Below are 13127 nucleotides of genomic sequence, written 5' to 3'. Positions count from 1 at the left end.
GATTACTCGGCCGCGAGCTTCAGGTCCGGCGCAGCGGCGCGGACATCGGCGTCGACCTGGGCTTCGAACTTGGCAAAATTCTTCTGGAACATGCCGACCAGGCTGCGGGCAGTCTTGTCGAACTCGGCCTTGTCCTTCCAGGTGTTGACGGGATCGAGGATTTCGCTCGGCACGCCCGGCAGCGCGGTCGGCACCGCAAAACCGAAATACTTGTCGGTGCGGAAATCGACATTGCGCAGGCTGCCGTCGAGCGCCGCGGTGAGCAGTGCGCGCGTCACCTTGATCGGCATCCGGCTGCCGGTGCCGAATTTGCCGCCGGTCCAGCCGGTGTTGACCAGCCAGCAATCGACATTGTGCTTGGCAATCAGCTCGCGCAGCATGTTGCCGTAGACGGAAGGATCGAGCGGCAGGAACGGCGAGCCGAAGCAGGTGGAGAATTCCGGCTGCGGCTCCTTACCGAGACCACGCTCGGTGCCCGCGACTTTGGCGGTGTAGCCGGACAGGAAGTGATACATCGCCTGCGCCGGCGTCAGCTTTGCAATCGGCGGCAAAACGCCGAAAGCGTCGGCGGCCAGCATCACGACATTCTTCGGCTGGCCGGCGCGGCCGGTGCGCGAAGCGTTCGGGATGAAGTCGAGCGGATAGGCCGAGCGGGTGTTCTCGGTTTTGGAGCCGTCGTCGAAATCGACCTCGCGGGTGTCTTTGTCGAGCACGCAATTCTCAAGCACCGCGCCGAAGCGCTTGCTTGCAGCGTAGATCTGCGGCTCGGCTTCCTTCGACAGCTTGATGCACTTGGCGTAGCAGCCGCCTTCGAAGTTGAAGACGCCGTCGTTGCCCCAGCCGTGCTCGTCGTCGCCGATCAACGTGCGCTTCGGATCGGCCGACAGCGTGGTCTTGCCGGTTCCGGAAAGGCCGAAGAAGATCGCGCTATCGCCGTTGGGCCCCACATTGGCCGAGCAGTGCATCGGCATCACGCCCTTGGCAGGCAGATAATAGTTCAGCGTGGTGAACACCGACTTCTTCATCTCGCCGGCATAATAAGACCCGCCGATCAGGACGATCTTGCGGGCGAAATCGATCGCGACGACGTTCTCCGAGCGAACGCCGTGACGTTTGGGATCGGCGCGGAAGCTCGGCAGATCGATGATAGTGAGTTCGGGAACGAAATCCTTCAGCGCCGACGCCTCGGGACGGATCAGCAGTGTGCGGATGAACAGCGAGTGCCAGGCAAGTTCGGTGAACACGCGGGTCTTGATCTGGAAGCTCGGATCCGCGCCGCCATAGAGGTCCTGCGCATATAGCGTCATGCCTTCGGCGTGCTTGAGGAAGTCGGCATGGAGCGCGGAGAACTGGTCCGCGGTGATCGACTGGTTGCCGGCCCACCACATGTTCTTGTCGGTGGTGGCATCGCGAACCGTGAACTTGTCCTTGGGGCTGCGGCCGGTGAACTCACCGGTGTCCGCGCACAGCGCGCCGTCGGCCGACAGCACGGCCTCGCCCGCCGCAAGTGAATATTGATAGAGCTGTGGTGCGCCGAGATTCCAGTGCACCGTCTTGAGATTTTTTAAGCCGAATTTGTCGGCGCCGAAGGCACCGTTGCGTAGACCCGTCTCTTGCACGAAGAAATCCTCCTCGAACCCGCGTTACTCGATCGCGCGCCTGTCGCTTGACGCGCTCTGTCGCGGTGACCTCTGAATATAGCCTTCCGGCCTCGGTCCGGCGACCTAATACTGATGAACGCTGGGCTTGCCAAGCCGATCCACGCGATTTGGTTTATTCGAGCGAGGGCGGTTGATCTGCATCAATCGCTTGCTGCAGTGCTTTTCGTTGTTTTGCCGTCGTGGTTGCGCGACCATCCGTCGCTGCCCGACCTGACTGAAAATTGCTGCGACGCACAATCAAAAAATTTCCAAAAACCTTCACCGTGCGGCGCCCTCTCCGATCAGCGCAACCGGCCTCCAGTACGCCGAATAGGCATTGCGCGGCGAGGACGCATCGTTGAGATAGGCCAGCATCGCCTGCCGCAGCGCCTCGGCGCGGCCGAGTTTGGGATCGGCCTTCAGCCGGTCGAAGGTCGATATCGAGAGCCGCGTGGCGGCCTCCGAATGACCGCCCAATGCGTGACAGCACCACCCAATCGGCATTGAGCTTCAACTGCGCGACTTCGCTCGCGGTGAGCAGGCCGTCATCGAACTCGTTCGGCTGTTTCGGAATGCTCAGCACCAGCGCCGGTTCGGCGAGCCCTTTAACGTCACCGGCGACGAGACCATGGGTGGCGAAATAGACACTGAAAATATCAATCAATTGCGGATTTCATGCGGGCTTTCGCGAGTGACTTTCGCGGGCTTGCAATAGGTCGCGCAAACGTCCGCGCCTGTTCAAATCCGCGATCGGTGGTTAGCCTTGGGCCCGCGCCTCGCTCGCCAGCCGCACCAGCATCTTGCGCAAAGCCATGGCGCTGGTGACCCGTTCCGGGAAATCGAGCCGCAAAGTCGCGCTGCCGGCCTGCATGTCCATGCCATCAGGGTCGCAGCCGGTGCAACGCCAATCGGCGGATTCCGCACCCAGCAATCTGGTCGCGTAGAGATTCATCGCCTCGCGGTGATCCTCGTTCATATGCTCCACCGCGCCCTGCTCGGTTTCCAGCAGCTCTCCGGCATCGCCGATCTCGGTCAGAAATTGCTGCGGCTTGAGGTCGATGATGCGGCCAAAGCCGGCGACCAGATGCAGGCCTGACGGGGCGATCCGGAAGAACGAGAAATCCTTGAAATCCACGAACGCTTCCGCGGATGGATGGGCGTTGAGGTAGCGCCGGCGCAGGATTTTCGCCGCTGCCCCCGAGGCCTCCTCGGCCCGGCCTGCCAGCATGATTCGCGCGCCCTCCAGGGGATCGCCAGCGGCGCGCTCGTCCAGCATCAGCGATACCCTGCCGTCGCCAAGGATATTTTTCGTATGCAGCGCGAGCCGCGAAATCAGCAGGATCGGGGAAGCGTCGGCATGGCTGGCGACGTTAACCAACGAGCAGTAGGGATCGCCGCTTTCAGGCATAAGGGTGGCAAGCGCGCCCTGCCGGCTGCGCCGCAGCAACGAACGGGCAAGTTTGGAAGCATCAAAATCTGAGGTGGGCTGCATGGTCCTTTTCCGGCCATCTTGTTGCAAAAAGGGGGTTTTCTCCATCAGACAGGGTGCTATATGGGGGGCAACGCATCTCCGCAGCAACGTTTTGCGGAACTCGGTCACACTTCAGCCCAGCTTGCATTGCTCGTTGACCGTGTACGAAGCCCATTTATGCGGCGTCTGGCTGAAGTGCCCGCCGTTTAAGCCACTCTCTTATTCGAAAGCAGGCTCATGCCCACAATCGCCCTGGTCGATGATGACCGCAACATTCTCACTTCCGTGTCGATCGCGCTCGAAGCCGAAGGCTATCGCATCATGACCTACACGGATGGTGCCTCGGCGCTGGACGGCTTCCGCACTTCGCCGCCGGATCTCGCGATCCTCGACATCAAGATGCCGCGCATGGACGGCATGGAAACGCTACGCCGGCTGCGGCAGAAGTCCGATCTGCCGGTGATCTTCTTAACCTCCAAGGATGAAGAGATCGACGAATTGTTCGGCCTCAAGATGGGCGCCGACGATTTCATCCGCAAGCCGTTCTCGCAGCGCCTGCTGGTCGAGCGCGTCAAGGCCGTGCTCCGCCGCGGCCAGCCCAAGGATCCGACCGCCGTGCCGAAGGAGCCGGATGCGCGCGCACTGGACCGCGGCCTCTTACGGATGGATCCGGAACGCCACACCTGCACCTGGAAGAACGAACCGGTGACGCTGACGGTGACGGAATTCCTGATCCTCTGCAGGCGCTGGCGACGCGGCCCGGTGTGGTGAAAAGCCGCAACGCGCTGATGGACGCGGCCTATGACGACCAGGTCTATGTCGACGACCGCACCATCGACAGCCACATCAAGCGGCTGCGCAAGAAGTTCAAGGTGGTCGACGACGATTTCGAGATGATCGAGACGCTGTATGGCGTCGGCTATCGCTTCAAGGAAGCCTGATCTGCGTTCTGCGGGCGGAAGTGCCGACTGACACATCCGCCCGTTCGGCGTAGAAGCGTATGATTTCAAAGCGGCGCATCACAACCGGCAGCTCGGCCATTGCTAGATCGAACGCAGCCCGATCCCAGCCTGAACCACGAGGATGCTTCGGAGCTCCTCGAGCAGCGTAGCGTTGCCGACGATAGCCCGGGCGAGAAGGGCTGGCGGCGGCCGATCGGCTGGTTGCGCCGGGCCGGGCAGTTCTTCTTCGCGCTCTCCTTCTCCAGCCTCACGCGCCGCATCGTCTCGCTCAATCTGGCGGGCCTCGTCGCCCTGGTGGCGAGCATTCTCTATCTCTCGCAGTTCCGCGCCGGCCTGATCGACGCGCGCGCGCAGAGCCTTCTGGTGCAGGCCGAAATCATCGCAGGCGCGATTGCCGCCTCCGCCACCGTCGAAACCAACACCATCACCATCGATCCGGACCGCCTGCTCGACCTCAAGCCTGGCGAAAGCTACGGCGCGCCGGACGAATCTTCCGGGCTGGATTTTCCGATCAATCCGGAGCGCGTCGCACCGGTGCTGCGGCGGCTGATCTCGCCGACCAAGACCCGCGCGCGCATCTATGGCGGCGACGGCGGCATGATCCTCGACAGCCGCAGTCTCTACGGCCGCGGCGACGTGCTGCGTTTCGAACTGCCGCCGCCCTCGACGGAGAAGCCGGGCTTCGTCGAGCGCGCCACGATCTCGATCCGCACCTGGCTCAATCGCGGCGACCTGCCGCTCTATCGCGAACTCGGCCCCGAGAACGGCAAGGGCTACACAGGAAATCGTGCAGGCGCTCGATGGCGTCAAGAGCAGCATGGTGCGCGTCAACGACCGCGGCGAGGTGATCGTCTCGGTCGCAGTCCCCGTGCAGCGTTTCCGCGCCGTGCATGGCGCGCTGATGCTCTCGACGCAGGGCGACGACATCGACCAGATGGTGACCGCCGAACGGCTGGCGATCCTCAAGGTCGGCGGCGTCGCGTCCGCTGTGATGATCGTGCTGTCACTCTTGCTGGCCAGCACGATCGCGGGCCCGGTGCGGCGGCTGGCCGACGGCGCCGAGCGTGTTCGCCGGCGCATCCAGACCCGCGTCGAGATTCCCGATTTCACCCGGCGCCGCGACGAGATCGGCCATCTGTCCGGCGCGCTGCGGGACATGACGAATGCGCTCTATAGCCGCATCGAGGCGATCGAGATGTTCGCCGCCGACGTCGCCCATGAATTGAAGAACCCGCTGACCTCGCTGCGGTCGGCGGTGGAAACGCTGCCGCTGGCGCGCAACGACACCAGCCGCGCGCGCCTGCTCGAGGTGATCGAGCACGACGTCAAGCGGCTCGACCGGCTGATCTCGGATATTTCCGACGCCAGCCGCCTCGATGCCGAATTGCAGCGCCAGGACATGGCGCCGGTCAATGTGCGGCGGCTGCTGACGACGCTAGCCTCGGTCGCCAACGAAACCCGGCTGGGTCATGACGTCGTAGTCGAGGCGCGCTTCGAAGGCCGCGGCGCAACCGACACGTTCTCGGTGCCGGGCCATGATTCCCGGCTTGGGCAGGTGATCTCCAACCTGCTGTCCAACGCGCAATCCTTCTCCACCCCCGGCGGCAAGGTGCGCGTCACCTGCCGCCGCGTGCGCTCGGAAATCGAAGTCGTCGTCGATGACGACGGGCCGGGCATCGGCGAGGATGCGCTGGAGCGCATCTTCGAGCGCTTCTATACCGACCGGCCGCATCAGGGCTTTGGCCAGAACTCGGGCCTGGGCCTATCGATCTCCAAGCAGATCATCGAAGCGCATAACGGGCGGGTCTGGGCGGAAAATCGCCACGGCGCGGCCGATGCCGACGGCAGGCCGACGGTGGTCGGCGCGCGCTTCGTGGTTCGGCTGCCAGCGCCATGATGACGCAGGGCGCGAGCGTGCACGCCTCCGCCGTGCTGGTGGGCGACCGCGCCGTGCTGATCCGCGGGCCGTCAGGCGCCGGCAAGTCGCGGCTGGCCTTCGATCTGATTCTCGCCGGACGCGCCGGACAGCTTCCGCCGGCCGTTCTGGTCGGCGATGACCGTGTCCATCTCGACACAGTGGCCGGACAATTGTGGGTTCGCCCGGCGCGGGAACTGGCCGGCCTGATCGAGATTCGGGGTCTCGGAATCCGCCGCTGCGACTTCGCCATTGAGGCTATTGTCGGCATTGTGGTCGATCTCGCCGCCAGCGATGCGGAGCGGCTGCCGCCGCCGGAAGCGCTGACTATTCGCCTAAACGGTGTTTTGCTACCGCGAATCCCTGTTGGAATGGGCTATGACCCCCTCCCGCTGATTGCAGCTTCCCTGACAACAACCGCAGGTTCTGGTTCCGTCCAACCTTTGGATGATTGTTCGAAGGGGATTGGTAACCATATAAGCCCCAATATCGCCACCGATTAAACCGGCACAGGCCTCACTGTTTACCGCCAAGTACTGGAACAATAGCCAAGATGCCCTCTTGCGCGGGGCCTCTGGATGGTCAAAGTGGCGCGTTCGTGCGGTGCACCAAAAAGCACCCGCGAGGAGTTTCCGATGATTGGTCTAGTGCTTGTGACCCATGGGCGCCTTGCCGACGAGTTCAAGGCGGCGCTCGAGCATGTCATGGGTCCGCAAAAACAAATTGAAGCCATTACGATTGGAGCCGAGGACGACTCCGATCTGTGTCGAAGCGATATCATCGAAGCGGTGAATCGCGTCGACAGTGGCGATGGTGTCGCGATCCTCACCGACATGTTCGGCGGCACGCCCTCCAACCTCGCAATTTCCTGCATGAGCCGCCCCAAGGTGGAAGTGCTCGCAGGCATCAATCTTCCCATGCTGGTCAAGCTTGCCAAGGTGCGCGAAGAGCGCTCGCTTCCCGACGCCATTGCCATGGCCCAGGAAGCCGGCCGCAAATACGTCACCATCGCCAGCCGCGTGCTTGCCGGCAAATGAGCGACGAGGCCGCGCCCGATAAGGAACTCGGGCCGAGCGTGCCTGCGGGCGCGATTTCGCGGGAACTTCAAATCATCAACAAGCGCGGCCTGCACGCGCGGGCATCGGCCAAGTTCGTCCAGATGGTCGAACGCTTCAATGCCGAGGTCTGGGTGACGCGCGGCAGTGAGACCGTCGGCGGCACCTCGATCATGGGCCTGATGATGCTGGCCGCAGGACCGGGAACCTCGGTCGTGGTCTCCGCGATCGGCCCCGAGGCCCAGGCTGCAATCGACGCCATCGCAGCCCTGGTCGCAGACAAGTTCAACGAAGAAGGCGTGTGAGACTTGATCCGACATCTCCCCGCGAGCGGGGCGAGGTTGATAGAGCCATCCGAAATCATTCAAAACGGATTGGTGACAATCCCACCGTCGACGCGGAGCGCGGCGCCGTTGGTGGCGCTGGAGGCTTTTGAGCAGACGTAGCAGATCAGATTGGCGATCTCTTCCGGCCTGGCGTAGCGCTGCAGCAGCGACGCCGGGCGGCGTTCGGTGAAGGTGCGCTCGACCAGATCGTCGACGGTGGTTCCGGCAGCCTCGGCGCGCGCGGCCAGACGGACCGGCGCCATCTCGACCCATGTGGGACCGGGCATCACCGAATTGACGGTCACGTTGGTGCCTTTCGTCGTCTCGGCCGCGCCGCGCGCGATGACGAGCTGCGCCGACTTGGAGAAGCCGTAATGCACCATCTCCTTCGGGATATAGACGCCGGACTCGCTGGAGACGAACACGACGCGGCCCCAGTCCTTGTCGTCGAGCATCCGCTTTAGATAATGCCGGGTCAGACGGACCCCGCTCATGACGTTGACTTCGAACATTTTGGTCCAGTCGGCATCCTCGATGTCGAAGAAGCCCTTCGGCTCGTAGATGCCGAGATTGTTGACGAGGATGTCGACATCAGGGAATTGCTTCACCAGCGCGGCACAGCCCGCCGCATTGCCGAGATCGAGCACCGCGGCATGCACTTTGGCTAATGGTGCGGCCGCTTGAACTTTCGCCACGGCCTCGCCGACCGCCGTCTTGTCGCGCCCGTTGACGATCACTTCAGCACCCATTTGCGCGAGCCCGATGGCGGTCGCGAGCCCGATGCCGCGCGTCGAACCGGTGACGAGCGCCGTCTTGTCCGTCAGGTCGATATCCATGCGTTACCCTTCGATTTTCTTGGTTAGCCGCTTCTATTTGGCCGGCGGCACGATGAAGATGTTCCAGGCCGTCGCAGGGCCGGGCAAGCCTAGAAAGAACCGTCGCGTGGTCATCACCATGCGCTCGGCATTGGCGGCATGGGCCTTCATCCATGCCTCGCATTTTTCCAGCTTCCAGTCGTCGGTCTCGCAGATGCCGATAAAGCCCGATCGCTTCGCTTCGTCGAGCGAGGTCAGGCCCGACGACCATGGCTCGTCCGGGGTCAGCGGCGCCGGATGATCGGGGCTGTAGAAGGTGACGGGCTGGCCGGTATCGGTATAGGCCGCTACCACCGGCCAGCGCGAATAAAACCGCGTATGCCAGGCTTCCGTCAGTTCGCGGGCGAGTTCGGAACGCGCCCGATAGGTCGCGCCTGCGGTGCGCTTTTCGCCCATTTCATAGGCGACGATCCTGGGCGAGACCGCCAGCACGACGAGTGAAATCACCAGCCAGGTGGCCGTCAGGTTCAACAGCGCGATTTTTCGGACCCGCACCGCTGATATCGCGATCAGCGCGAGCGGTATCAGGAAGAACAGCGGGATGCCCCAGTCGGTCTTGATGTAGACATGGAACAGCACGGCGCCGAGCGGCGGCCCGATCGCCACCACCGCCTGGACGATCCAGACATTGCGCGCCTGCGACATGTTCACGCCGGAATTGGCGCCGCGCGCCAACGCCGGAAACGGCGTCAAGCGGAACGGCCGCCAGACAAGCGCGATCGCGCCGAGCAGCACCGGCGCGGCCAGCAGCGCGAGATTATGCTTGACGTAGCCCAGCGCGAGATCGTCGATCATCGCGCGGTCGGTGAGGGAGTAGGTATCGCCGGCATAGGTGAGCGGGACGAAGTCCACCTGCTTCAGCCACATCAAGTGCGGGAGCATCGCCACCACGAGCGTGGCAATCGCGACCCACGGCGCCGGCGAACGCAAAAATTGCAAACGGTCGGGATGGATCAGCGCGGCAAGGCCGATGGCGCCGATCATGGTCAGCACCCAGTATTTGGTCATCAGCGCCAGCGCACCGGCGAGCCCGAGCCACACGCCGGACTTGATGCTGCGCTTTTCGAATGCGTCGAGATAGGCCAGCACGACAAGCGGCAGCGTGACGAGCTGCAACAGGTCCGGATTGTACTTGAAGCCCTTGAAATTGAAGATCGGATAGAGCGCCAGCATCACCACGACAAAGAACGCGCGGCGGCGATCGACCACGCGCAGCGCCAATAGCCAGCAGATTACGAGGCCGCAACCGACCGTCGCCATCGCCAGCGCATAGGTCGCCCAGTCCGTGACCGGAAACAGCATGAACCAGACGCCGGCGACCCATCCGGACAGCGGCGGGTGCTTGCCATAGCCGAGCAGGAACTTTTGTCCCCAGGCGTAGGCTTCCGCGACGTCCATATGGACGTCCTGCCCGGTCTTCAGATTGACCAGAATCAGCGTCCACAGGACGGCGTGAACCGCCGCAAAGCCGGTGACCAGCCACAGGCCGGTTTTGGGATCGCTGGCGAGCGAGGCCAGCCACGCCGCCAGCCGCCGGAGGGAGGGAATGCGTTTTGGGCGCGCAGCTGCGGATGAAACGGAGGTACTCGACATGGCCCCGTGCGTAGCGCGTTTTGGGCTCGAGTGGAATCAGCTTGGCGTGAAGAAACCCCCTTGAAAAACAGCAATATGGTTGCCGCACGGGGATGTGAATGCTATCCCGCGCCCCATGACAACTGCCCCCATTTCCAACATCCGCAACTTCTCCATCGTCGCCCATATCGACCATGGCAAATCGACGCTGGCCGACCGCCTGATCCAGATGACGGGCGGGCTGACGGATCGCGAGATGGCGGGCAAGGAGCAGGTGCTCGATTCCATGGATATCGAGCGCGAGCGCGGCATCACCATCAAGGCGCAGACGGTACGGCTGAACTACCGCGCCAAGGACGGCAAGAATTACATCTTCAACCTGATGGACACGCCCGGCCATGTCGACTTCGCCTACGAAGTCTCACGGTCGCTCGCGGCCTGCGAAGGCTCGCTGCTGGTGGTCGACGCCAGCCAGGGCGTCGAAGCGCAGACGCTCGCCAACGTCTATCAGGCGCTCGACAACAATCACGAGATCGTGCCGGTTCTCAACAAGGTCGACCTGCCCGCGGCTGAACCGGAGAAGATACGGCAGCAGATCGAGGACGTGATCGGCATCGATGCCTCGGACGCCGTGATGATCTCGGCCAAGACGGGCCTCGGCGTTCCCGACGTGCTGGAAGCCATCGTCACCCGCCTGCCGCCGCCGAAGGGCGACCGGGATGCGACGCTGAAGGCGCTGCTGGTCGATAGCTGGTACGACGTCTACCTCGGCGTCGTCGTGCTCATTCGCGTGGTGGATGGCACCATGAAGAAGGGTAGTCGCATCCGCATGATGGGCACCAGCGCGGCCTATGATGTCGAGCGCGTCGGCTTCTTCACGCCGAAGATGGAGCAGGTCGACGAACTCGGTCCCGGCGAGATCGGCTTCATCACCGCGGCGATCAAGGAAGTCGCCGACACCCGCGTCGGCGACACCATCACCGACGACAAGAAGCCGGTCACCGAAATGCTGCCGGGCTTCAAGCCGGCGATCCCGGTCGTGTTCTGTGGCCTGTTCCCGGTCGATGCCAATGATTTCGAGACGCTGCGCGCGGCGATGGGCAAGTTGCGGCTCAACGACGCCAGCTTCTCCTACGAGATGGAAACTTCCGCAGCGCTGGGCTTCGGCTTCCGCTGCGGCTTCCTCGGGCTGTTGCATCTGGAAATCATCCAGGAACGGCTGTCGCGCGAGTTCGACCTCAACCTGATCGCGACCGCGCCGAGCGTGATCTACAAAATGCACCTGACGGACGGCCAGGAGATCGAGATCCACAATCCCGTCGACATGCCCGATGTGGTCAAGATCGCAGACATCGAGGAGCCGTGGATCGAAGCTACAATCCTCACGCCCGACGAATATCTCGGCAGCGTGCTAAAGCTGTGCCAGGACCGCCGCGGTTCGCAGAAGGAACTGACCTATGTCGGCTCCCGCGCGATGGTGAAATACGATTTGCCGCTCAACGAAGTCGTGTTCGATTTCTACGACCGGCTGAAATCGGTTTCCAAGGGCTATGCCTCGTTCGACTATCATCTGACCGACTACAAGGTGGCCGATCTCGTCAAGATGCAGATCCTCGTCAACGCCGAGCCGGTCGACGCGCTGTCGATGCTGGTGCACCGGACCCGCGCGGAGGGCCGCGGCCGCGCCATGGTTGAGAAGATGAAGGAACTGATCCCGCCGCACATGTTCCAGATCCCGATCCAGGCTGCGATCGGTGGCAAGGTGATCGCCCGCGAGACCGTCCGCGCGCTGCGCAAGGACGTCACCGCCAAATGCTACGGCGGCGACATCACGCGCAAACGCAAACTTCTGGAGAAGCAGAAGGAAGGCAAGAAGAAGATGCGGCAGTTCGGCAAGGTCGACATCCCGCAGGAAGCGTTTATCGCGGCGTTGAAGGTGGATAGCTGAGGAGCCTCGCGAAGCACTAACGATCGCGTGTGCCGGGCGCGGCGCCTCTGCCGACGGGGCCTGGACACAGAATCGCGAAAACAACCCCATGCAAAGTAGAATGGGCCCCGGCTCGCAGCGCTCGCGCTGCGCCCCGGTCGCGCGGTGGTCGAGAAGATGAAGGAACTGATCCCGCCGCACATGTTCCAGAACGGCCCTCCTCATTGCCTGATGGTCCGCAGGACCCAGACCCGGAATGACCGCGCTAAGTGAACGCCGCGGTCTCCTCAGCTACCATCCGCTCCAGCGCGACCTTCGAGGCGCGTTGATCGCTGACCAGCTTCTTGGCCATGGCGAGCCGGGTGATGGTCCGCACCAGCGCCGTCGCTACCGGATTGGGGCCTTCGGGCTTCGCGCAGCGCAGCGACAGATGCGTGCCACCGTTTTCGAGCGGCGTGAGTTCCGCCATCTGTCTCACAATGGCGCCCATCGGGAGCCGGATATGCCAGGTGACGTAGTCGAACGGCCGCCAGTCGACGATGTCATGCACCGTCGACTCCTTGCCATGTGCGCAATGCTGCGTCGCTCCCAGCCCGACGCGCCCGCGGGCAAGTCCGGTCATCGTCATGCCGTCGATGCCGTGTTGCCAGCGGATCTTCTTCTCGATGTCGGTGACATAGGCCCAGGCAATCGCCGGCGGCACCGGAAGGTCACATTCCATCGATTCGAAAGCCAAGGGTTCATCGGGCTGCACCACGACGCGGCGCGCTGCGCGCCATCGCGCAAAGATCGGCGCCAGATCGTAAACGTAACAAACCGTCTCGCCGAACTCGCCAAGGTTCTCGACGTGACGGATCGCGCTAGCGAAGAAATCCGGCAGACCGATCGCGTCTGCCGCCTGCTCCGTCACCAGCGCGTAGGCCTTGATGCCGGTCGCCGCCGTCACTGAATTCTTCATCAGCCGGTGCAGGCGGATCACCTCAGCTCCCTGCAATTCGGTGCGTCCTGCCATCTCCTGCGTGGCATAAGTGCCGTGATGCAGGAAGAACTTCAGGTCGAGCTGATTCATGTTGCGGCATGCGTTGCAGGTGCACGTCGTATTCAGGCGCATGGCGCCGAGCGTATTGGCAAAACTGCAATAGATGCGCTCGATCGCATCGAGCGGAAACTGGCGCTGCGGCAGATTCGCGTCGGGCAGATAGGTCAGTGCCGCGTCGCCCTGCAGGTTGGACAGCATGATCGGCGGCTTGATCTCGGCAAAGATGCTCTTGAACAGCGCATCGAGAATTCCTTGCGCATGCTCGAGCTCGGAGCGCGTGAGGAAGATGGTGTAGCCGGTAATATCGGCAATGAGCAGAAAGCCCTGTTGCGCCATGGCGTGTAC

At 63.0% G+C, this 13127-nt stretch carries 9 protein-coding genes and 3 pseudogenes; 6 read left to right on the top strand and 6 right to left on the bottom strand.

All coding sequences use genetic code 11. The annotated features are described in order from the left end of the window. Window positions 1–2 precede the first annotated feature (2 nt). The 3 genes and pseudogenes from V1293_RS26940 to V1293_RS26930 form a co-directional block, all read right to left on the bottom strand. The gene (locus V1293_RS26940; RefSeq protein ID WP_334513659.1) at window positions 3–1619 is read right to left on the bottom strand and encodes a phosphoenolpyruvate carboxykinase; all 1617 of its coding nucleotides are present in this window, start codon (window positions 1617–1619) and stop codon (window positions 3–5) included. Between the two features lie 300 nt (window positions 1620–1919). Next, window positions 1920–2286: pseudogene (locus tag V1293_RS26935) on the bottom strand (CHAT domain-containing protein); the annotation flags it as partial. 111 nt (window positions 2287–2397) lie between these two features. Further along, complete coding sequence (locus tag V1293_RS26930) at window positions 2398–3132, bottom strand: HugZ family pyridoxamine 5'-phosphate oxidase (RefSeq protein ID WP_334513657.1); 735 nt, start codon at window positions 3130–3132, stop codon at window positions 2398–2400. 216 nt (window positions 3133–3348) lie between these two features. On the opposite strand from V1293_RS26930, the pseudogene V1293_RS26925 reads away from it, so the two are divergent. The 5 genes and pseudogenes from V1293_RS26925 to V1293_RS26905 all read left to right on the top strand — a co-directional run bounded on the left by V1293_RS26925 (window position 3349) and on the right by V1293_RS26905 (window position 7348). After that, window positions 3349–4052 (top strand): annotated as a pseudogene (locus V1293_RS26925) (response regulator transcription factor). Window positions 4053–4151: 99 nt separating this feature from the next. Further along, window positions 4152–5970 (top strand): annotated as a pseudogene (locus V1293_RS26920) (stimulus-sensing domain-containing protein). After that, complete coding sequence (locus V1293_RS26915; RefSeq protein ID WP_334513655.1) at window positions 5967–6491, top strand: HPr kinase/phosphorylase; 525 nt, start codon at window positions 5967–5969, stop codon at window positions 6489–6491. Before V1293_RS26920 ends, V1293_RS26915 begins: the two are co-directional and overlap by 4 nt. 132 nt (window positions 6492–6623) lie before the next feature. Continuing rightward, window positions 6624–7025, top strand: coding sequence for a PTS sugar transporter subunit IIA (locus tag V1293_RS26910; protein ID WP_024339151.1), 402 nt, complete (start codon window positions 6624–6626; stop codon window positions 7023–7025). Next, window positions 7022–7348, top strand: a complete 327-nt coding sequence (locus V1293_RS26905) for an HPr family phosphocarrier protein (RefSeq protein WP_334513654.1) — start codon at window positions 7022–7024, stop codon at window positions 7346–7348. Before V1293_RS26910 ends, V1293_RS26905 begins: the two co-directional genes overlap by 4 nt. Window positions 7349–7407: 59 nt before the next feature. Here the strand turns inward: V1293_RS26905 and V1293_RS26900 are convergent, their stop codons facing one another. Both V1293_RS26900 and V1293_RS26895 read right to left on the bottom strand, forming a co-directional pair. Then, window positions 7408–8205, bottom strand: a complete 798-nt coding sequence (locus tag V1293_RS26900) for an SDR family NAD(P)-dependent oxidoreductase (protein ID WP_334513652.1) — start codon at window positions 8203–8205, stop codon at window positions 7408–7410. Window positions 8206–8238: 33 nt separating this feature from the next. Then, a complete protein-coding gene (locus V1293_RS26895) occupies window positions 8239–9837 on the bottom strand; it encodes a glycosyltransferase family 39 protein (protein WP_334513650.1) in 1599 nt (532 codons plus the stop codon). Window positions 9838–9952: 115 nt separating this feature from the next. On the opposite strand from V1293_RS26895, the gene lepA reads away from it, so the two are divergent. Further along, the gene (gene lepA, locus V1293_RS26890) at window positions 9953–11764 is read left to right on the top strand and encodes a translation elongation factor 4 (RefSeq protein WP_334513648.1); all 1812 of its coding nucleotides are present in this window, start codon (window positions 9953–9955) and stop codon (window positions 11762–11764) included. Window positions 11765–12008: 244 nt separating this feature from the next. On the opposite strand, the gene V1293_RS26885 is transcribed toward lepA, so the two are convergent. After that, the gene (locus V1293_RS26885; protein ID WP_334513645.1) at window positions 12009–13118 is read right to left on the bottom strand and encodes a DUF2652 domain-containing protein; all 1110 of its coding nucleotides are present in this window, start codon (window positions 13116–13118) and stop codon (window positions 12009–12011) included. Window positions 13119–13127 lie beyond the last annotated feature (9 nt).

It is taken from the genome of Bradyrhizobium sp. AZCC 1693 (assembly GCF_036924745.1).
Lineage (GTDB): Bacteria > Pseudomonadota > Alphaproteobacteria > Rhizobiales > Xanthobacteraceae > Bradyrhizobium.
This window is presented reverse-complemented; position numbering and strand designations above follow the sequence as displayed.